This window comes from Bradyrhizobium sp. ERR14, assembly GCF_014198235.1.
Classification (GTDB): domain Bacteria; phylum Pseudomonadota; class Alphaproteobacteria; order Rhizobiales; family Xanthobacteraceae; genus Bradyrhizobium.
Genome location: NZ_JACIHD010000002.1, coordinates 237,917 through 257,661 on the forward strand (window position 1 = coordinate 237,917; position 19,745 = coordinate 257,661).

The window sequence follows — 19,745 nt, forward strand, 5'->3', positions numbered from 1 at the left end:
TGCTGCGTGAAAACTGCCAAAAGCAGAATCCCAGTCACCGGTGCAAATCGATCTCGACTGCGATCCGGACCAGGTCGGAGTGATTTCTAGCGCCGAGCTTGGACTTCAGCATGGAGGTCGTGTTGGCAACGGTTTTATAGGAGATGCCGAGTTCGGACGCGACTTCTGAAATGCGGTCGCCACGCCCCAAATGCCGCAGGATCTCAAGTTCGCGTGGGCTCATCTGCGTCAAGGGACTGGCCTTGATCGCCGCGCCCGCGAACGTCGTCGCTTCCGCCAGACGCGGTGAGACGAAGCGCTCCCCGGCTGCAACCTTCCGAATGGCCTTGGCCAGGAGCCGGAGATCATCGCTCTTTGAGACATATCCCTGAATGTCCATCTCCACAGCGCGCATCACGAACGCCGGATCCTCACTCTCGCTGAGCATGACTATTTTGGCGGCAGGATCATCCCAGCGGATTCGCCGGGTCAACTCGAAGCCGGTAAGGTCGGGAAGCCACACGTCAACCACGGTGACGTCGGGATGCTTCTGCAAGTACACACGGTGGCCCTCCTTTGCATCGGAAGCCTCCAGGATCGTGACGGAAGGGTCCGAAGCGAACAAGGCCCGGCAGCCGGTCAGGACAACGGGATGGTCGTCGACGATTAGTACCCGCATTTCGATCTGGTCCTCATTTGCACGTGCTCGCTTCCTCCAGTTGTGGAGAACGTCGCGAGCACTTTAACGGTTCAAATATGAGCGGGACGTGGAGCGAACCCGCAAAAGGAGTGCGAATTTCAGAAGATTTGGAATGTTTATTCCTTTCGGCAGAGGCCGCTGCTCCCTATCGCGTTGATGATCCTGAGCGCGCAGTTGTCCGGCGCGAGGGCGCTTCTCGCCTTCTCCTAATCAGTTCGAGGACGAAAATAACCGGGGCCCCGCACGCGCCCTCGAGGAAACCTAGAACCATCGCCGTAGCAAGCCACCCGGCTTTGAACACCGCGCACACCGTGGTCGTTGATGTGATCCGAAGTTATTCGCCTTGCTAGGAATATCGCAGCATGTGGAACTGGATGATGCTGGGGCTAGAAAGCAATCGCGTGATCGGACTGCGCCTAGCGAAGTTGATGCGCGGTGGCAAAGCGGCCCAACGTGAAGCCCAGCGCATGGTAAGTGAAAAAGTGCTGGCGGCAGCGAAGGCCGGTACAAGCCTGATGGCTGGCGCATCGGGAGACAAGATTGTTGAGCAATACCGAAGGAAGGCCGCGGCAAACGCCGGCAATCTTACCTGGAGTCAAATCAATGAGCCGCCGAGGTCGAGATCCGTCACGCGATGATCTCGTCCGCCTGATCGTCCGCACGCCCTTGCTGCAGTCGGCCTGAAGCCGGCCCGATCAATCTTAACTCTTTTTTAACTAAATACTGGAGATGGCGACCCCTGCGCGGTAGGGTGTGACCCGGTACGTCCGCAATCACTGCGGGCCTTGAGTATTGGAAGCCCCGGAATGTCCATCGCCGACGCCGAGTTCGCCCCGGCAGAGATCGCGCTGAAGCCGCAGCTTCCACCCGGCGTCGTGCCAAACGCCTCAGTCGCAAGCGAACGCGCAAACGAAAATCGCGCTGAATTCGCCGGGGCGGCAAGAGCGGCTTGCCCCCTGCCGCTCTCTCCGTTGAACAAGTCCGCCCTGCTTAGCGTGGGATCTGATCCATAGTTTTTTTAATCTGCTTCCCGGTATCGTCAGCCATTTTGAGCGACAAGTCGGCAATACGACGGCTGCTTTCCAGAGCGGTCTCCACTGTCTCCCGTACCATGTCACTCTGCACCGCCGCAAAGTCCTGTGGAGTTCGGCAGGTCCACAACCTGTTCAAGTGCTCGATGTGCTTCTCAAATTGTTGACGAACCATCTGGAGGTACTCTTGGGACATTCCCCCATCAATTTGGCGGCGGCTGTACCACTGTAAAGGAGCGTCTGCGCGTTGCGAGCTGACCGTTCGGTTGCCGCCGTTTCCTTTTGCGCATCTTCTTCAGATAAGCCAAGCGTGCGGCTAAATTGCTGGCTTGACCGTCCCATTTGTGAGGTCGCCGCCTCGAGGCTGGAGCGCCAGGTCTGCTGTAACGTCTCAACATTTTGCTTGAGCATATCAGCACTGGCCCGTGCCACTTCTTCGCCGGCTTCAGCCGCGCTTGCCCGATGCGCGTAGTCTGCTCCGCAGCCCTCTCGCCTGTACGGCGGGCTGCTTCTTCCATGTTTTGCGTCGATCTCTCTTCCGGACGCGGGTTTGCCATCTTTGGTTCTCCAACGTTTGTGTCGATGACTCCCTCAGCCTATTGTGCAGAAACGCCACCCTGATGAGACCGTTCCTGAGACTTCCCAATCTTCCAGATTGGCCGATCTCGCTAGGAATTATAAGCGAGGGTTTACTGCACCTCGTTCCCGCCGCAACGTATGTTGCTCAAGAAGAGCAGCAGAGGGCTCTCGCCGGCTATTCTGTCGTGAGCCGACGAAACCAACGGTGCGGTCGTGAGACAGGTCAGCATACTTGATCAACGACGGCTGATTGCGCCGAGAAGTAATATCAACGTCAAAGCGATGATGGCGAGGAAAATGCGATTCATGGGCATTCACCGCTGCGCAGCCCCGAGCATAGGCTACTCTGACAAGCCGGCCGCGCCACGCTTGATGCTCGTAGCGCCTACGCCCCAATGCCCTGCTGCTAGTAGTAGAGTTCCCGACCCATACTTTCGGAGCCGAACCCCGAAACCAAGAAGAAGGGCCGTTGTCTGGTCCGCGCTTAGCGGGGATCGTCCGCTGTTCGCCTTCGCTGGTATCTGGACTATGCGCGGGGCCAACAAAGAGGATCGCGCGGCGGCAGCGTAAAATTATGGACGCGCGTTGGATGTCGTCCAGAGGATGCGCAGCTGCTCCAGCACGGGGGTGATATCGTTATGGATGAACTTGATCATGATCGGTATCAGTTGCGGCGCGTGTTGCCGGATATGGTCCAACTGCGTCGGGCCAAAATCGTGGCCAAGCCGATTGCGGATTTCGCGGGCCCCAGCCGACGCCGGAAGTGCGGACATGGAAATCCACTGATCATAATATTGACCTCGCCGCCGCGTCCGGCGCCATGTCACTTCCGGTGTGCCCCGATCAGAAGACCATATCTGAGCCAAACCGAACTTCGCCATCGGGCCAATTGCAGACGTCCGCCGTCCGTCAGTTGGGCTTGTTAGAGGTGGCATCACTGCGTTCGGACTGGCTTGGCTGGACGACGTCTTTGAGCGCGTATCGTAAGTTTTCGAGGCTCAAAGTAACGCGACCGTCGGGCCCCTCATCAATGACCAGACGTCTTCCATCCCCTCGGCCGCCATCTTCTGCCTTGTGCCGAAAGCCGCGAAGGTATGATCCCAAACTTTAGCTACGAGAGTTCTCGGACTTCTCTCAAACAGCGCAGCAATCGGGTCTTGTCCTTTAGTACAATGACTATAAGGACAGGCGTGAACTAGCCTCTGAAATGTATAGAGCATGCACGTTTGGGGGGCCGATGTTTGTGCGCACTTCAACCGATGGGACTAATCGGCCAACCACGCTCAGTGATCTCGGTATATCGAGCAGTTCGAACCAGCTCGTTTGCCTGAGCGAGTTCACCTACCAAAAAGGCACTGAAATCTTCGGCGAGGGAGAGCCTGCCGAGTATATATACCAGATCAAGCTAGGAGCCGCTCGGAGCTACAAAATGCTCAATGATGGGCGGCGACAAATAGGCGCATTTCATCTCTCTGGGGACATCTTTGGATTGGTGAACGGTGATTTCCACCGGTTCACAGCAGAAGCCATAGTTCAGACCACCGTACGGCTCCTGAAGCGCCACAGGCTTGATGATGCTGCTCAGAGTGACAGCGTACTCGCGCGAGAGCTACTCGGCCTAACCACGAAAAATCTGCAACATGCTGAAGATCACATGCTTCTTCTGGGTCGCAAGGATGCCGTCGAGCGCGTCGCGGCATTCTTAATAGAAATGGATCAGCGAAGCATCCCTACCGGCGTGATGGCCTTGCCAATGACGCGCCGTGATATTGCGGACTACCTTGGGCTGACCATTGAAACTGTTTCCCGTGCATTGTCGCGACTGCGTCGGGCCGGCGTACTCGAGTTTACTGAGATCAACCAACGCGAAATCAACATTCTAAACCGGAAAAAGCTGCACGCATTTGATCTTCAAAGTCATTGAGCGACTTGACTGCGCCGCACCAAATGACGCTTGGGCCATTGGCTTAGGACGGACAGCACCTCAATTCATTTTGCGGCGGAGCTTCTTGATGACCTCCCGCAGACTTTCCATGTATTCCTCGATGACCCGTCGTGCCTCCTGAAGGCGCGTAGGTTCGGGAGGTGTCTCCCTGTTTGGGCCTCGTTCGTCGGTTGGCGTCATGGCTCGACAGTTCGACGGGTACCGATTGGCCAATTGATCTAAATCAAATAATGCCTCTGCCATGAGCTTAGAGAACTCCGACTTTCTTCTGCAACGGGGTCATAAGCGGTCGTCCGGCGAGCGCGGCCCCGCGTCTGCTCTACCGACGATAACGGACATCACGACGGGATTACCATCGTTCGGCTAAGGGCCACAAGCAGACTCGTGCATCGCAACTTTGCGACTCATTCGATTACTTCATCTACGCGGGCCAACAGCATAGGGGAAACATTGACGCCCAGAGCCCTCGCCGTCTTTGAGTTGAGAACCATGAAATATTTCGAAGCTTGCTCCACCGGCAATTCAGCAGGCGTAGCTCCCTTAAAGATTTTGTCGATGTAGAAGGCGGCACGCTTATAGAGATCGTCTAGATCCGCCCCGTAGCTGGCCAGGCCGCCCGCCTTCACGTTGGCCCTATTTGCGAATATGGCAGGCAACCGATGCTTCATTTGAAGTTCGGCCACCAGCTCAGCTTGCACGGTGTATAGAGGCGATGACAGGACTAGAACGCCGTTGCATTGATTGTGCGCCATGGCTTGAAATCCGTCCTGAACTTCTGAGACGGTGCTGGCTGAAGCAGGCACGAGCTCCACTCCGAGCGTTCGTGCTGCGCGATCGACCGCCTCAACAGCGGTCGGATGCGAAGGTGTGGTTGGATTCCAGAGCAAGCCGACGCGCTTGGCACCGGGAAGTATTTCCTTCAAGATCTCGAGTTCTTTCACGGACACTTCTGTGAGAAGCATGGACATGCCCGTTATATTGCCACCGGGCCGCGGGAGGCTCGTTACGTCTCCAAGCCCGACCGGGTCTGCGTGCTGAGCGAAAACGATGGGAATAGTGGCAGTTGCGCGCCGGGCGGGCCCTACCTGGGTGGACGCAGGCGCGAAAATGATGTCGACCTTCCTGTCGACGAGTTGCTTTGCGAGATCAAAGGTTTGATCGACTCGATCAGCCCATTGAAAATCAATTCTGAGATTCCTGCCCTCGACGTATCCTAGATCGCGAAGACCGGCGCGGAAAGCCTTCACTTCGCTCGCCCAGCTCGATGCTTCGCCAAATCCCAGATACCCGATCTTCCAAACCCTTGGCGATTGCTGTCCAAGCGACAGCGCCGGCCAAATCAATGCCGCTCCTCCCACAAGCGTCATGAAATGTCGGCGTTTCATGCGGTGTCCCCAAAGGGGCCGTTAGCTTAGTTCAATTTTGCTCCGGATCCAACCTGAGAGGGACCGCTGGGGCAAAGGCGACCCTTGGCAGCTTCATGAAGGAGGTCTGCCGGTGCAAGGCCGACACAGGCCACTTGCGCCGTCGCAGAAGCGACCGCTCAGGTTGAGCGAGGCGAGCAAAAACATTTGCCAGGACGTGAACCAATTCACATCTGACGAGGCCGGCCGGCGGCAGTATCAAAGCGGTACATTATCAGAACCAAGGCCGGGGAATAATTCACGCCCGAACGGCGATACTGGCATTGGAGCCTGGATCGACGAGCACGGGCTGACAGAGCGGATCAGCCCCGTTCGACGATTGCCAACGCTTCTGCTACGGAGTGCTCAATGAGTGGCGAACGGTGGCCGTACTTTGCCGGCGTTGCATCAATCATCTTAGCGCTATCCTTTGCGTACTTGCTTGAACGGAAGTGCCAAAGAGAACTTGCATTTCAGCGCTCCTTTCCATCCGCTCTGTCCGAGCTAATTGTAGGAAGCGAGCCGATTAGGTGTTGGTTCAACAATTGACCTATGTGGAGGCTGACTTCTGCTCCGGGTCAAAGGCAGCCCTCGTTGACCAGCATGAACTTGGTCGGGTCACCTGTCGGAAGCGGACACCCTTGCGCTTCAGGCTAAGGTCAGCACGGGCCAATAAGCGACATCCCGGGCCTCCTTGCCAAAGTCCATTTGGTGCCGCCGCCTGAACCGTCTTACAATCTACCGTGGTGTTGGATTGCGGCCATGGTGCAGGAGGATTGACCAATGACCAGCAGGTATTTTGAAGAAATCGAAGTTGGCGACAGCTTCAAGGCTGGCCCATATTTTGTCTCCAAGGACGAAACAATACAGTTCGCAAAGCAGTTCGATCCACGGCCGTTCCACCTCGATGAGGAAGCTGCTGCTCGTTCGGTTTTTGCGGGACTGTCGGCATCCGCTGCACACACGTTCGCGATTTTCATATCGTTAACCAACAAGTTGCAGCCTCCGCGCCGTATCCTTGCCGGAATGGGCTGGGACGAGCTGCGGCTGCCGAATCCGGTACGCCCAGGAGACGAGCTCGATCTTGAAGTGACCGCTTTGGAGAAACGGGATTCGGAGTCGAAGCCAGATCGGGGCATCGTGCGCAACCAGGTCCGTTTGCGTAATCAAAGACGCGAAATCGTATTGCAGGCCATCGGCGACATTCTCGTTGCGAGGCGCCCGGATGCGAAAGCAGCCACGTAGGCCTTTGTCGGCTTGGTCGGCTGTCTGCTATGGGTCAATCGCGACGGTTCTGCGCGATCAAAGCCGCGTCCGGCTTACCCCTCATTGCCGACATCAAAGCGCCCGACCGAGTTTGTCGCTTCGGATCAAATGCTGACATAGAGCTGAGAGATATCAGATAAAGCCTTCGATGTATTCTCGCACCGCCCTTGTGTCGCCAGCCGCAGCAGCACAGATGCCGAATGCATGGATTTCATGAGGCAATGCGCTGCTCGGGCTCTTGACGATATTCGTCATCATCGAAGAAACCGCCTCGCGCATACGGCCTGCGCTCAGAAGCGCGAGCGCGGCTTCCTTGCTCAGTTTGAGATGTTCTTCTCGCGGTAACATTGAAGGCAGGTGGCGGGTGATGACGTAATACAGCCTGTTCCTCATTGGCTTGGCAGTCAATCCCGTGAGAGTGCCAAAAGCAACGGAGCCCAGCGCCCTGTGCTATCGCGCGATGTCCATTGAGGAGCGGTGAGCGGACGTCCGGCAGATGCGGCGCAACTTCGCAGTTGGGCCATAAGCAGAAGAGCCCGTTGCTCCTCTCTAAGGCTTCTCCTCCGCGATGATGCTCTCTAATATCTCGTATTGGCTCGCGAGCGCCGCAAGGCTTTTTGCAATATTCCTCAACACAGCGGCTCTCCTCAGAGACACCGCGTCGCCGGCGGCCCGCAGCCGATAATTCGCAGCCAGCGCCCGACACTCATCTGACGTATTCATTGTGTTTTTTCCTGCGCATTACGCAGGAAACGAACGCGGATCATTACCAGATCACCTGCATAGCGGCCTCTACCGGCGACTCTTACTACTTTATCCCGAGCCTTAACAAATGATAGAGCTGCAGTCGAACTTTTTCGTCGCGGCGCTTTGCTGCTTGTCGTTCGCGATGGGTCAGAAGCGGCGGCGTTGTAGACATTTGGCCACCTCTCAAACATCCGATAGGTGCGAACATCCGTCACGAAGGTGAGATGTGAACGCGAATCCGCGCCAACTTACGATAGCCGGAGACCACGAGCTGCCGCTGGTGGTCGCTTTGATGCCATATACCCCACGACATCGAGCGGTGGCCTTGGCTGTCGTGGCCGCCATGCTGATCGTCTGGGTGTTTGTCACTCCCTTGGCGAATGTACAAATTGGTCGGATAGATAGTTTTCTTCCCCTTGTTCAGACGGTCATGAGTGCAGCAGATCTGCTGACTGCAACCCTCCTGTTCGCTCAATATTGGGTGCGGCCGCGGCGCGCTTTGTTGCTCATTGCTAGCGGATACATTTTCGCCAGCTCGTTTGCCTTTCGGCAAACACTGAGTTTTACAGGCAGCTATGCACCCAACGGGCTTATCGGCGACACCTACACCACGCCGGCTTGGTTTTTCGTGCTTTGGCACACAACATTTCCCCTCAGCATTCTTGCCTATGCGCTGCTCAAGGAAAGAGGCAATCTGTCGTTAGAATGGAGAATGGCCGACATCGCGATCACGCTCGCATGTGTGTTAGGAACGATAGCTCTGTTGTCATGGCTGGCGATAGACGAAGTCCAGCATCTGCCGCAGTTCTTCACCACGGGTCTCATGCTGCAGACGCGACTTAGCAATCAAATCAACATCGGCCTCACGATACTGGGGAGCACCGTACTCCTGGTGCTTTTCATCCGCAGGCGCACGGTGCTCGATCTCTGGTTGATGATGACAGTGTTCGCGGCGATTCCTAACTTTTTGGTTGCGGCTTACGCGGGCGCTGCTCGATTTTCCGTAGGTTGGTACACCGCTCGTGGATTTGCCCTGGTTGCAAGCTGCCTGCTGCTGTCCGTCCTGGTCACGGAAATGACAGTGCTCTATTCGCGGCTGGCCAGTGCCTTGGTGATGCAGCGCCGCGAGCGCGGAAACCGCTTCGTGAGCATCGATGCTGCCACTGCCGCGATTGCTCATGAGATCAATTCGCCGCTTGGATCCACTGAATGCAGAAACCGCTCAGCGGGAGCTGGACGCGCACCGTCCCTGGCTGGAAGAGGTCAGAGCGATCCTCAGGGAAATCGTAGAAGCCGGACTAAGGGTCAACGAGACTATCACAAGCGTTCGCAGCTTGTTCAAGGATGCGATCGACAAGCCCGCCCTGATCAGCATCGACAACGTCGTAGGCCAGGTGCTGCGGCTTTTGCAACACGACTTGCGAGCCAACGAGGTGATCGTCATGACGGAGTTTGAGGTCGAAGAATCCTTCGTCAATGCCGATCCGGTACAGTTGCAGCAGGTCATTCTGAACTTACTCAAGAATGCCATCGAGGCGATGGCATCCACCCTTCGCGACGGCCGCCGATTGAACATCGGCACGCGGGTTGTGCGAAACGGGACCGTTCTCTTGTCCATTCAGGATACCGGCACCGGAGTGGCCCCACAGAACGAGGACCGCATCTTCGATCCATTCTTCACGACCAAGCCGGAGGGCATGGGATTGGGATTGGCGATCTGCCGCACGATCATCGGAGGTATGAGGGCCGCCTCGTTCTTGCCAAATCAGGGCCTCGGGGTTCGACGCTCGAGGTCACACTGCCCGTCGTAAGCCGCTAAGATGAGGAGCTGTTCTGCTTTGGGTCCTGGCTGTGTAAAAACGCGAGAATGCGAAAGACGGATAGAATAGCGTTCTTCAGTTCGCCGTCTAACTCGAAGTCGCTTGCGAACATGAGCGCTAGATCGGCCTTGGACGAACAACTTCTTCTATCGCTCTCATCTATCTCGGCGTTTTCACACAGCCAAGGTCAAAAGCAGAAGGTCGGCGGACGCGCGACAAGATCGCTGCAGGCCGACATCGGACGTAGAGCCTTATTCGATCACCTCGTCTGCACGGGCGAGCAGTGATGGCGGGATTTTGATACCTAGGGAGCGCGCGGTTGCTGAGTTGAGAACCAAACTGAACTCCGTGGGCTGCTGAATGGGCAAATCCTCCGGCCGAGCGCCTCCTAAGATTCGCGCGGCGTAAGTGCCGGCTTTTTCAAAAGTTGCGACAAGGCTCGGCCCGTAGCTCATCAGGCCACCGGCGGCCGGAAATTCGCGGAATTCATAGGACGCCGGAAGCGAATGACGATCAGCCAATGCGACAAGTTGCGCACGCAGGTTGAAAAATATCGCATCGTTGCCGACGAGGACCGCCCCGACTTGAGCACTAACAAGGTGCCGGAAAGCGGGTTCTAGTTCATCTTGGTTGCGCGCCTTGGCTACTTTCAAGGTCCGCCCGGTCGAGCGGGCAATTTCGTCAATTTCCTGAAGCAAGTCTTGATTGTCAGGGTTTACCAAAAATCCGACGGTAGCCTTTTGTTGGAGCATCTCCTGGATCAGTTCGAGACGCTTGAGGACAAGTCTCGCTGTCATCATAGATATGCCCGTGGCGTTGCCGCCGGGATGAGCGAAGCTCTTTGCGAGTCCGAGCTTCACGGGGTCTGACGCGATTATGAATACGATCGGAGTGGTTGAAGTTACCTTCCTTGCCGCGAGCGCAACCACATTGCCCCCTCCGATGATCAGCGCTGGGTTGAAATGCAAGAGCTCCTGAGCGAGCTCCAGAAGCCTACTGTGGTTTCCTCGTGCCCACCTACGCTCTATCGTAACGTTTCTTCCAACTACGTACCCCCTCTCCGCAAGACCTCTTTCGAATGCTGCGTCATAGGGACTCGCTACGTCAGGGGAACCCACCGACAGCACACCAATAACAGGTGCCGCTGAACGTTGCGCGCTCGCCGCAAGCGGCCACAGAGGTGCCGCGCCGGCAAGAAGCGTGATGAACTCCCGCCGTCTCATGTGCGCTCCTAAGCTCTCTGGTGAAGGCATCGTAGCGGTTCAGTCGGGCTCATTGAAAGTGGCTAGATCAAAAGTGTTGCATCCGCCATCCGCGACAGACTTCTGCCTGCCCCCCCAGCTCCACGAAGCGAGAAACACTTTGATCTCGCTCGTAAAATTCCAAATGGCAAGCCAAATTGCGACAGCATTACTGCTACACATTTCGTTCTGCCGTGGTTGCTGACCACGTCGATGCTTGAGGAGATCACAGACGCCGACGGTGCTCACATCCCCGCCTCAGGCGCTGGCGACCGCAAGAATGATTTCGACCCGGGCGGTTGAGGGGTTTGAGTGCAGGCTCAGACTGTCTTGAGCAAATCTCGTCCGCTCTGCCGCAATGAGCGGATCTCCGTTAGACCACGCGCAACTTCGCTGATTGGCCACGAGCGGGCATATGAACTGAAGCATAGATCGGCTGCAAAAGTGACTCTCATGGCGAAGAGCGTTATCAGCTTTTTCGCAGTACTCCCCTCATTTTTCCCGTCTAAACTCGCTTTTAGAGTGTCGAGCCCAAGCTTACTCAGGCGCATGCGGATGGTTGCGGCTACGACCGGCGGGGCATTGGCTCGTCTTCTATCAGTTCGTTCGCGAGCAGTTTCCAGAGCACGCGCGGCGAGACGCCGTTTCGCTCGCCCTTCCATGAGCTGCCGTTCGGTCCATAAATGCGAAACACTTTCTGGGTCATTCGTCGCAATCATCGCGCGGCGAACCGCAGGCGTAACGTTGAATCTCTTGGGCTCCGAATGCCTCATCAATAGCAAGAAAGGCGATGCCAATTGGCTTGCGTTGATTTAAATCAAAACGACCGCCTCGGGCCAGGACAGCTCCTACTGCTTGCACGACCGTAAACAGTATCTCGCCTCGCGCTAAGCGTTGCTCACCGTGAACCTTGCCATCGTGCGCCGTCTGGACTGCCAGCGTCTGCGTCAGATTTGCGGTAGAAATGAAGATTGGCGCTCCGGCGGCAGTACGAAAAGACCAACGCCCCAAGCCACGTCGGACTGCTTCTTAAGGCGCACAACTAAGAATAGTATACTATCTCAAGGTGGCGGAACAGCAAACACAGTTACACGTTGTATGGGTCTGGTCATCGCTCCGGGGAGCCTAAGATGCGGGCGACAACGTACATCGCGCGACAGATCGCCGCGCTGTTGGGCTACGCCCAGTCCCCAGTGATCGAGCCATCGAGAAGGCTGGTTAGACGACGCTCTGCTAGTAGCACGGTGCTCGACCGGGCGTCCGTCGCGGAGCTTATTAAGCTCGCCGACAACTTACTCCGGCAGTACGGCCGAGACGTCGAAGGGGACGATAGAGTCATCCGCTGCTTCGCTACCGACAAATTTTTCGTCTCTACGCACACAGTGGAACCGAGCCTCGTCCGCTACCAAATTTCGCAGCACGCTGACGGTGAGAATACTCAAGTGTTTGTCGCAATGTGGCACCGCACTTCGGGCATAACAGAGCTGCAACTCTACCGTAACGGACCTTGGCGTAGGCGATTTCGGAATTTCGCTTGCGACTCACTGGAACCGGCTCCGCCACAGCTTCAACATTGAGAACGCAAGTTGTGATCTGGTTTCACGTCGCAAGACCACGCGGGCCGCTTCCATCTCCTCCGAGGGCCGAACGATCATAAGCCTTGCAGCGAGACGCGAGGGGCCAGTTCAGACATTCCGACGCTATTCTAATAATACCTCAACCGCACGAGCTGCGGCGACAGCCGATTGCGGAAGATGGTGATCCAGCACGTGCGCGAGCTTGTCTGCCGGGCCTGCGAAGCGATCATCCAGCCGCCAGCTCCCTCGCATCCGATTGCACGCGGGCGTGCAGGGCCTAAACTGCTGGCCCATGTTCTGTTCGCCAAGTACGGCCTGCACCTGCCGCTTCATCGTCAGAGCAACGTCTACCAGCGTGAAGGCATCGACCTTGACGTATCGACGCTCGCGGACTGGGTAGGTGCCTCCGCGGCAACCCTGATGCCTCTGGTCGATGCGATCCGGAGCCACGTCTTCGCAGCCGCGCGCACCCACGCAGATGACACCACAGTGCCGGTCCTGGCCAAGGCAAGATCCGGACCGGTCGGCTCTCTCCCGATCAGCAGACCACTTCGGATCCAGGCCAAACTTCGCCATAGGGCCAAAGGCTGACATCGCTGCCACTACGTTCGTGGCGTTGGCTGCTGTGGTGACGTAGCAGGCTGCTGGGACGATGTAGCAGGAGGTTGCTGCTGCGGAGTAGTGACGGGCTGCCGAGCCTTCTCGACCGCCGCTGCGCGGGCCTCCTCCGCCGCGATCTTGTTGAGTTGACCCTTGGCAAGCCCCGCATAGAAGCCCTCCGGGTATTGAACGAGGAAAACGTTCCAGCCGTCACGGGTGCCGAGTTTGCAGGGCAAGCTCGTAGTTCCGGCGAATAGCGTCATCCGGGCTTGCCTGCGGCCCGGTAGCTGTCGGTTTCGCTGCAACTAGCGGCACATCATCGCCGCCAAGCGAGCCGTAGACATACGGCTCCTGCTTATAGCTGGTGTTCTTCAAAACATCGTCTCGGACGAAGCCGAACGCCTTGCGCAGGTCGAGACCCGGTGTTGGCAGTCGCTCGACAAGCGCTGCCGCAAACGGACTGTTCTTGGAATCGCCATCAGAAGCCGTAGACCCGGCCTTCGCGGCGAACGCTATCATTGTATTTGGGCTGGTCGGCTCTACCTTGGCGAGACCGCGACCAATGGCACGGGCAGCAACCGTGCGCTTCATGGACTTGGCAAAGGGATTGTCGCGGCAAGCGTCCAGAACGATGAGCCGAAGCTGTTTGGCAGGCTCGACGGCGAACAGCGCTCGGTCAAGCGCTACCGTCTCATCGAGAAACGTCACTGTCGGTCTCAAGAGCCGCATCAGTCGGAATGAGGTAGTTTGTTCCGTCTAGCTCGATGCCATGACCAGCGTAGTAGATGACGGCAACTTCTGCATCTCGCGCTCGCCCGCCGAAGTCACGCAGGGCTTTGCGCATCTCGGCCGCATTGAGATCGGTTCTGATGTCGATCCAGTCGAACCCGGCCTTCTTGAGCATGCCGCCGACCAAGGCGGCATCGTTCGCCGGGTTGGAGAGCTTTGGTACGCTTTTATAGGCCGAGTTGCCCATCACCAGCGCTATACGACGCTCGGCGTTGGCTGAACCGCACACGAGCCAGATGGAAACGAACAAAGACAACCAACGAAGAGCGCCCATTACAGTCCCCGATAATATGTGCGCAGCCTAGCATAACCCTACCGAAAGGCAAGCAGAGGCTCTGTGATATCCGTCACATTCCACATGCTTCGAGGCTGGGCGATGCTCCGGGGAGCGAACGTCCGCCATGGGTCAAAATGCGAAGAACTCAGGTGAGCAAATCTGGTCCGCTCTGGCGCGATGAGCGGACCTCCGCGGCGCAACTTCGCAGATGGGCCACGAGCGGAATTCCTCTAAAAACGGCGAGGCCGTTAAGCTGACGCAGCCTTAATTTATTTTCCTAGATCCAATGTTGATGAAGAAGATCGGCCTCCCGGCTTCGTCCGTCACCTCAAGCGACCATTCTTGCCACGGGGCGAAACCTCCCGTAGATGTCCTTCAAGACTTCAGCAACAAAGGCCGTAGCCTCGTGCCACGCCGCTTCGTCGTCCGGCAAATCCTCTCCTGTGTCATCGGAGCTCGGCTCTGCGCTATGAACGTTGAAAAAGTATCTCGGCATTGCCGATTAACACAGGTTAGTCGTCCCTGTTCCTAACCGCCTACTCCGCTGCGTCTTGGACGGTGCGGATCTGCTCGGCACGGCGGGCGAGTTCCTCGTAGGTCTTGGCGGCATTGCGTAAGCTCTTCCTTGTCTCAGGATGCTCGCAATTGTCGGCCTTGGTTCGAAACTCCTCCGCTCGCATCTGCCAGTAGCTCGGCGGGTGCATACGCTCGATACCCATTACGCCAATCCCCTGAATTGGTCCGTTCATGCTAATTAATGTACATTCAATCCAAGTGTTCCGCCCTCCTAGCTAGGGACGATAGATCGCTTCCTCGGCCTTCGGGCGCATCGCCAGTTTTTGGGCCGCGTATTGCTCGGCCAGATTTTCGAGGGCTGCAGTAGTAAGCTTGTCGCCTACCCGTTCGCAATCCTGCGGTAGTGCTGGAGCTTCTCGTCCAGCTGATCGCACCTTCCGCACCTAGCAATTGCCTTCATAGATTAGGCGACAATGTATCATAAGTTGTTCCCTAAGTGATTTAGGCCACTGCCGAAATTCAAATTAGCACTGGGGCAGCCAGTACCGCAAAGCCATCGGAACAGGTGCCGGCAACCGGGGAGCGACGGCTGTGGGTCACAAGCGGCGGTGGTCGTGGCAAGCGCAGCCCTGCGTCCGGTTTGCGGCCTATATTGCGAAGCCCCGAAGCCCAATAGCCAACCTGCCGAAGTCGGGAATGTTTCAGTTCCAGGCGCGTTAGGCAAAGACGCCTAACGCATTTCGAGTTCCTTGATCGCTAAAGCCGCAATTTGTGCCGGGGGGAGGACCTCCGTTTGCGCGATCTTGATGATCTTACTTGCGACCATTTCCGTGAGTGGGTCGTCGCGATCCTGGACACAAAGCGTATGGAGCGCCTGCTCGTAAGCTGCCGTGATGCGGCTGACCATTTCCGGGTTTAAATCGGCGGTTTGTAATCGCAGGTAGGTAGACATTTCTTGCCTCCTAAGCCCACGCGGGCGAACATGATAGCATGGGAACCCGATTGCCGATCGGAGAACTTCGGACGCCCGGCGGTGTCAGTGCAAAGCCCGGATCAAGGGGGGCATGTCGCGCGTTACCACGGCGGCAGGATATCCGTGCACGGCAAAGGAGGCGGTGCACGTCAAGGCCAACGGTGGCAGACATGGTGGACTCCCCTCCGACCGCGCCCCTGGTCCATTCCCCCGATTTAGATCATCCGGAGCATCGCCGGGCGATCTGCAATGAGATTGGTGAGCACCTTCGCGGCACCCTCACGGACGATCTCAACCCGCTACCATCGCATCTGGAAGGCATGTTAAAACGCCTAACCGAATTGGATGGTGACGCACCGTCGGCCGTGCCCGATGCGCGACCCCCACTATTCCGGAATTTCGTATCCGCGTTTTGGCGGGTCCTCCGACACGGCCCTTGAGAGGCGGGGACGCGCGACCGCTCCCTTCGAGGATATTTCGCCCGGGTGATTTTCCGGTTTGATTTGATAGGAGCGCCGCCTGTGCGCTGTCAGCGAGGCCAATTGGAGGACCCCGCAGGCTCGCGTATTGGCCGGTAAACGGCTCGCACCCATTTACCGGGGCGAAGAGCAAGTGGCGGCCGCACGGCCATGCTTGCGGATGCTGCTCACGGTTTCTCCGGCGGGGTTTCCGAGAAGTAGATACTCGTCAGTTCACCATAGCCATGCCGCGGCCTGATGAAATTCGCCTCAATGAACTTCAACCGCCCGCTCTTCAAGTCGGCTTGCAACGCCCAGTATGCAGCCTCGGGCAGGTAGGCGGAGAACAATCCTCCTTCCTTGCCGAGCCGCATGTTGAGTAAGAAAGGCATTTCCGGAACGGTCTGCCCTTTGCCAATGCTCGGCCAGCCCTTTTCGTCAGGATCATGCGCGACCATATTGGCGCGAGCACATGAGCGAGCAGGTCACTTCCTTGCGGAGATTGTCGGGCATATTTGGCGTCATCGCAAGGATGTCGCAAAGCACATCGGTGATGGCTTCGTCGGAGACACCATCGCCGTGGTTTCCCACGTAGTAACTTACCGTGACCGATTTCACAGTCGCGAGCAGCGTGTGCTCTGGCTGCGGCGGCAGTTTGCGCTTTTGTTTCATTTTCGCCACTCCCTCGCTTTCTCCAACTGATGACTCCTCATATGGGCCCATCAGCGAAGTGACGCCTCGTCGGAGTGACTTCCGCTCTGTGAGGCATAACGGACTAGATCTGCTCACCCTGAAGGCAAGCATATTTGGCCTACATTCATGCGAATATCGTATCGTAATTGACGCAAGAAGTACTCGTTACCAGGGCCGGCGATGAAAGAGCCAGAGTGGTATGAGGTATTGGAGCCGCGCGAGGCAGTCTTAGCCGGCGTAATTGGCTTCGCCGTTGTATGCCCTCTTGTCTACTATGCGTCTCACGTCGAGTATGTACTCTGGGGCTATAGCCCTCGGGAATGGAAGAACCTCGGAACGGCTCTGGTCGTGCTCAGTTTCGCTGTCCCGTACGTTCTGATGCGATGGGGGGTGAGGCGATAGACCGAGGATCGCCGGCTTGTGATTCCGCTATGGCCCAAAGCTGACGGGACGACCAAATCCTCAGAGTGACAGATCAGCCAAGCGCCTCTCTCGTCCAGACGCAGACTATCCTTGCTGAACATCGGTGCCGGACGCTCCGGTCGCGGCCAAATTTTCGACATCGAGCGGCTTGCTGACGATCTTCAACGAGCCGCCAGGATTGCGCGGCCATTCCTTTTCTGGTCGATCCCAGTAGAGTTCGACGCCGTTGCCGTCGGGATCGCGGAGATAAAGGGCCTTCGTACCGCCGTGGTCGCTGGCGTCGGCGAGCTGTACTGCGGCGGCGCGGAGGCGGCGGAGTGCGCCGCCGAGCGCGGCTCGCGTCGGATAAGCGAGAGATCGCTGCCTCGGGCTCACCTAGCCAGATTTTCACCCAACCACCCCAAAACCACGCCTGGGCCAAATTGGAATTGAGCACTAGCGCGCGATCGATTAAGGCCGCGCCTCCTCCGAGATCGCGAGCTACATACGTTAATGCGTACCCATCCGTTGAACGCCGCAGATTTGGATCCCTTCTCAGTATGCCTACCCGCCGAGAAGGCCGTAGTCGGCTAATTCAGACGGGGTGCAATTTGCCTCACTTCCGTGCGCACGCCGTCGGCCAAGGCTTTGGGTCTTCTCTCGGTGGTGGTTCATTGAGTTCGAGCTCCCAGGACTCAAATGGCGGCATCACTTGGAACCCTCGGTCGCAATAGCTCCGGATCCATTGGGCGGCACGGTGCTCCGCATACTTCGCGTTAACGGGCATACCCTGCTGATCCAACTCGATGATGTTCGCAAAGATCGCATAGGCCTGCTCCATCAAGCTCGGCTCTGCTAACATTACCTGGCGGTATTCGATCCCTTCGAGAAGAGGATGCCCGACGGAGCCAGCAGCAATCCAATAGCTGAAGGTACGTAACGCTCCCGAGAAGGCGGCGCTTAGCTTGGAGGGATGATTCATGTTCAACACCATAAAGTAACAAGTGAGCCAAGCTCCGCCGTCGAGATAATGCACGGATGAGCCTTGTTGACGTGCGTGGTCATGCCGCTCGAGCGGAGAGCGCTGATGCCGGATGCCAATTCCAGGGCAGAAGCTCGTCCAGCCGATGAGCTGGGTGGGCAGCGATCCGGGCAAGGACATCGGCCAGCCAAGCTTGCGGATCGACGCCGTTCATTTTGGCTGTGACGATCAAGCTGTACATGGCTGCGGCGCGCTGCCCTCCGCGATCAGACCCGCAGAACAGCCAGGATTTTCGTCCAAGAGCGATGCCTCGCAAGCCTCGTTCGGCGGCATTGTTGGAGAGGCACGCGCGTCCGTCCTCCAGGAACAGCGTGAAGCTCGCCCATCGTTTCAGGATGTAGTTGAACGCCTTGGCCAAGTCATGCCCCCGGGCCAGCTTGGCGAGCTGCTCCCGCATATAGATCTGAAGATCCTCGACCAGAGGCCGGCTCAGCGTCTGCCGCACCTGAAGGCGCTCTTCGGCGCTCTTGCCGTTGACGGAACGCTCGATCTCGAACAACGCGTCGATCCGGCGCACCATTTCGATCGCGATCGGAGACAGCGGGATTTCCTTTTTGCTGGCGGCCTTGCGCCGAGCGTTCTCTTCGATGTCGGCCATAGCAAAGAACGGGCGCCTTCCATGCGACCAGCAGGCAGCTTCCCGGATTGGTCCGGGCTGGCGCCCGGCCAGATAGAGCTGGTTGTACCCGTCGTAGGCGTCGGCCTGCAGGATGCCGGCATACCGGGCCAGATGCACCTGGGGATGCTCGCCCTTGCGGTCGCGCGAGTAGTAGAACATCGCCGCCGGCGGGTCCGTGCCCCCAAACGGTCGGTCGTCCCGGACGTAGATCCAGCACCGGCCCGTATCGGTCTTTCCCTTGGCCAGCACCGGCACGGTCGTATCATCGGCATGAAGGCGCTCGGCCGCCATGACATGGGCTTCCAGCAGGCGCAGCAGGGGATCCAGCGAGGCGCAGACCGCCCCAACGGCATCTGCCATGGTCGACAGTGCGAGCGGCACGCCTTCCAGCGCGTAGCGGTCGGCCTGGCGGTTTAGCGGCTGATGCTGGCCGAACTTCTCGAACATGATCATGGCCAGGAGGCTCGGGCCAGCCCATCCCCGGGGAATGGCATGGAACGGTGCCGGCGCCTGGCTGATCTTCTCGCAGTCGCGACAGGAGAGCTTCTCCCGGACCGTCTCGATCACCTTCCACTGGCGCGGCACCACTTCCAGCGTCAGCGTCACGTCCTCGCCGAGCTTGCGCAGGCGACTGCTGCCGCAGCATTCACAAGCCGTAGGCCCATCAATCACCACCCGCTCCCGGGGAAGGTGCTCGGGGAAGGTCTGGCGCTCGGCGCGCTTGCGTATAAATCCCCGCACCGTCGTCGTCTTGGCCACCGCCCGTTCTGCCGCAAGCTCGTCCTCGGTGGCGTCGGCTTCCAGCTCTTCGAGTGCCAATGCCAACTGCTCGATTAGCCGCGCTGAACGCTCTGACCGTTGGCCGTAGATCTGATGCTTCAGCTTGGCGATCTGCAGCTTCTGCTGTGCAATCAGCGCCTCGTCTTCCGACGCTTTCGCGCGGGCGACCGCGAGTTCAGCTGCGATCTCCAAACCCTTGGCGCGCTCGACTGCCAGCGCCTTCTTCAGGGCGGCAATGTCATCCGGAACAGCGTTGCGGTCGGCATCCATGTGACGCAGTGAATCACAGATTAGAAGCGATGTGACTC

Annotated in this window: 22 protein-coding genes and 2 pseudogenes; 7 read left to right on the forward strand and 17 right to left on the reverse strand. The window is 57.8% G+C overall.

The window, feature by feature from the left end; genetic code table 11:
* Positions 1 to 34: 34 nt before the first annotated feature.
* A complete protein-coding gene (locus tag GGD62_RS07395; RefSeq protein ID WP_179737263.1) occupies positions 35 to 658 on the reverse strand; it encodes a response regulator transcription factor in 624 nt (207 codons plus the stop codon).
* A gap of 383 nt (positions 659 to 1,041) precedes the next feature.
* Between GGD62_RS07395 and GGD62_RS07400 the strand changes: the two genes are divergently transcribed.
* On the forward strand, positions 1,042 to 1,317 hold the full coding sequence (locus GGD62_RS07400; RefSeq protein WP_179737261.1) for a hypothetical protein: 276 nt from the start codon (positions 1,042 to 1,044) through the stop codon (positions 1,315 to 1,317).
* Between the two features lie 168 nt (positions 1,318 to 1,485).
* On the forward strand, positions 1,486 to 1,692 hold the full coding sequence (locus GGD62_RS07405; protein ID WP_179737205.1) for a hypothetical protein: 207 nt from the start codon (positions 1,486 to 1,488) through the stop codon (positions 1,690 to 1,692).
* Here GGD62_RS07405 and GGD62_RS07410 read toward each other — a convergent pair.
* The 3 genes from GGD62_RS07410 to GGD62_RS07420 all read right to left on the reverse strand — a co-directional run bounded on the left by GGD62_RS07410 (position 1,670) and on the right by GGD62_RS07420 (position 3,170).
* Complete coding sequence (locus tag GGD62_RS07410; protein ID WP_179737259.1) at positions 1,670 to 1,906, reverse strand: phasin family protein; 237 nt, start codon at positions 1,904 to 1,906, stop codon at positions 1,670 to 1,672. The genes GGD62_RS07405 and GGD62_RS07410 overlap by 23 nt on opposite strands.
* Entirely contained in the window at positions 1,846 to 2,121 is a 276-nt protein-coding gene (locus GGD62_RS07415) for a hypothetical protein (RefSeq protein ID WP_183708255.1), read from the reverse strand. The genes GGD62_RS07410 and GGD62_RS07415 overlap by 61 nt, the downstream gene beginning before the upstream one ends.
* Positions 2,122 to 2,861: 740 nt before the next feature.
* Positions 2,862 to 3,170 carry a hypothetical protein gene (locus tag GGD62_RS07420; RefSeq protein ID WP_183707780.1) on the reverse strand — a complete coding sequence of 103 codons (309 nt, stop codon included), beginning with the start codon at positions 3,168 to 3,170 and terminating at the stop codon, positions 2,862 to 2,864.
* A gap of 356 nt (positions 3,171 to 3,526) precedes the next feature.
* Here GGD62_RS07420 and GGD62_RS07425 point away from each other — a divergent pair, with 356 nt between their 5' ends.
* Positions 3,527 to 4,213: a helix-turn-helix domain-containing protein gene (locus tag GGD62_RS07425; protein ID WP_183707782.1), complete on the forward strand. Its 687-nt coding sequence runs from the start codon at positions 3,527 to 3,529 to the stop codon at positions 4,211 to 4,213.
* 425 nt (positions 4,214 to 4,638) lie between these two features.
* Here GGD62_RS07425 and GGD62_RS07430 read toward each other — a convergent pair whose 3' ends face one another.
* Positions 4,639 to 5,619, reverse strand: a complete 981-nt coding sequence (locus GGD62_RS07430; protein ID WP_183707784.1) for an ABC transporter substrate-binding protein — start codon at positions 5,617 to 5,619, stop codon at positions 4,639 to 4,641.
* Positions 5,620 to 6,420: 801 nt separating this feature from the next.
* Between GGD62_RS07430 and GGD62_RS07435 the strand changes: the two genes are divergently transcribed.
* Positions 6,421 to 6,882, forward strand: coding sequence for a MaoC/PaaZ C-terminal domain-containing protein (locus tag GGD62_RS07435; RefSeq protein ID WP_183707786.1), 462 nt, complete (start codon positions 6,421 to 6,423; stop codon positions 6,880 to 6,882).
* 153 nt (positions 6,883 to 7,035) lie between these two features.
* Here the strand turns inward: GGD62_RS07435 and GGD62_RS07440 are convergent, their stop codons facing one another.
* Positions 7,036 to 7,296 carry a hypothetical protein gene (locus tag GGD62_RS07440; protein ID WP_183707788.1) on the reverse strand — a complete coding sequence of 87 codons (261 nt, stop codon included), beginning with the start codon at positions 7,294 to 7,296 and terminating at the stop codon, positions 7,036 to 7,038.
* 156 nt (positions 7,297 to 7,452) lie between these two features.
* The gene (locus tag GGD62_RS07445; protein WP_179737250.1) at positions 7,453 to 7,626 is read right to left on the reverse strand and encodes a hypothetical protein; all 174 of its coding nucleotides are present in this window, start codon (positions 7,624 to 7,626) and stop codon (positions 7,453 to 7,455) included.
* A gap of 250 nt (positions 7,627 to 7,876) precedes the next feature.
* On the opposite strand from GGD62_RS07445, the gene GGD62_RS07450 reads away from it, so the two are divergent.
* Both GGD62_RS07450 and GGD62_RS07455 read left to right on the forward strand, forming a co-directional pair.
* Positions 7,877 to 9,106 carry an MASE4 domain-containing protein gene (locus GGD62_RS07450; protein ID WP_183707790.1) on the forward strand — a complete coding sequence of 410 codons (1,230 nt, stop codon included), beginning with the start codon at positions 7,877 to 7,879 and terminating at the stop codon, positions 9,104 to 9,106.
* A complete protein-coding gene (locus GGD62_RS07455; protein WP_179737246.1) occupies positions 9,093 to 9,461 on the forward strand; it encodes a sensor histidine kinase in 369 nt (122 codons plus the stop codon). The genes GGD62_RS07450 and GGD62_RS07455 overlap by 14 nt, the downstream gene beginning before the upstream one ends.
* Before the next feature lie 260 nt (positions 9,462 to 9,721).
* Here GGD62_RS07455 and GGD62_RS07460 read toward each other — a convergent pair whose 3' ends face one another.
* A complete protein-coding gene (locus GGD62_RS07460; protein ID WP_312014251.1) occupies positions 9,722 to 10,723 on the reverse strand; it encodes an ABC transporter substrate-binding protein in 1,002 nt (333 codons plus the stop codon).
* Between the two features lie 1,736 nt (positions 10,724 to 12,459).
* Here GGD62_RS07460 and GGD62_RS07465 point away from each other — a divergent pair.
* Positions 12,460 to 12,795, forward strand: a pseudogene (locus GGD62_RS07465) (transposase); the annotation flags it as partial.
* 182 nt (positions 12,796 to 12,977) lie between these two features.
* Here GGD62_RS07465 and GGD62_RS07470 read toward each other — a convergent pair.
* The 9 genes and pseudogenes from GGD62_RS07470 to tnpC form a co-directional block, all read right to left on the reverse strand.
* Positions 12,978 to 13,951: pseudogene (locus GGD62_RS07470) on the reverse strand (caspase domain-containing protein); the annotation flags it as partial.
* Positions 13,952 to 14,282: 331 nt separating this feature from the next.
* A complete protein-coding gene (locus GGD62_RS41815; RefSeq protein ID WP_409333934.1) occupies positions 14,283 to 14,450 on the reverse strand; it encodes a DUF6894 family protein in 168 nt (55 codons plus the stop codon).
* A gap of 40 nt (positions 14,451 to 14,490) precedes the next feature.
* The gene (locus GGD62_RS07475; RefSeq protein WP_179737242.1) at positions 14,491 to 14,673 is read right to left on the reverse strand and encodes a hypothetical protein; all 183 of its coding nucleotides are present in this window, start codon (positions 14,671 to 14,673) and stop codon (positions 14,491 to 14,493) included.
* A gap of 527 nt (positions 14,674 to 15,200) precedes the next feature.
* On the reverse strand, positions 15,201 to 15,422 hold the full coding sequence (locus GGD62_RS07480) for a hypothetical protein (RefSeq protein WP_179737239.1): 222 nt from the start codon (positions 15,420 to 15,422) through the stop codon (positions 15,201 to 15,203).
* 667 nt (positions 15,423 to 16,089) lie between these two features.
* Positions 16,090 to 16,359, reverse strand: a complete 270-nt coding sequence (locus GGD62_RS07485; protein ID WP_183707792.1) for a hypothetical protein — start codon at positions 16,357 to 16,359, stop codon at positions 16,090 to 16,092.
* Positions 16,346 to 16,573, reverse strand: coding sequence for a hypothetical protein (locus tag GGD62_RS07490; protein WP_179737235.1), 228 nt, complete (start codon positions 16,571 to 16,573; stop codon positions 16,346 to 16,348). The genes GGD62_RS07485 and GGD62_RS07490 overlap by 14 nt, the downstream gene beginning before the upstream one ends.
* A gap of 528 nt (positions 16,574 to 17,101) precedes the next feature.
* On the reverse strand, positions 17,102 to 17,392 hold the full coding sequence (locus GGD62_RS07495; protein WP_183707794.1) for a VOC family protein: 291 nt from the start codon (positions 17,390 to 17,392) through the stop codon (positions 17,102 to 17,104).
* A gap of 220 nt (positions 17,393 to 17,612) precedes the next feature.
* Positions 17,613 to 18,032, reverse strand: a complete 420-nt coding sequence (locus tag GGD62_RS07500) for a hypothetical protein (RefSeq protein ID WP_210317760.1) — start codon at positions 18,030 to 18,032, stop codon at positions 17,613 to 17,615.
* 25 nt (positions 18,033 to 18,057) lie between these two features.
* Positions 18,058 to 19,707, reverse strand: coding sequence for an IS66 family transposase (gene tnpC, locus GGD62_RS07505; RefSeq protein WP_183707796.1), 1,650 nt, complete (start codon positions 19,705 to 19,707; stop codon positions 18,058 to 18,060).
* Positions 19,708 to 19,745 lie beyond the last annotated feature (38 nt).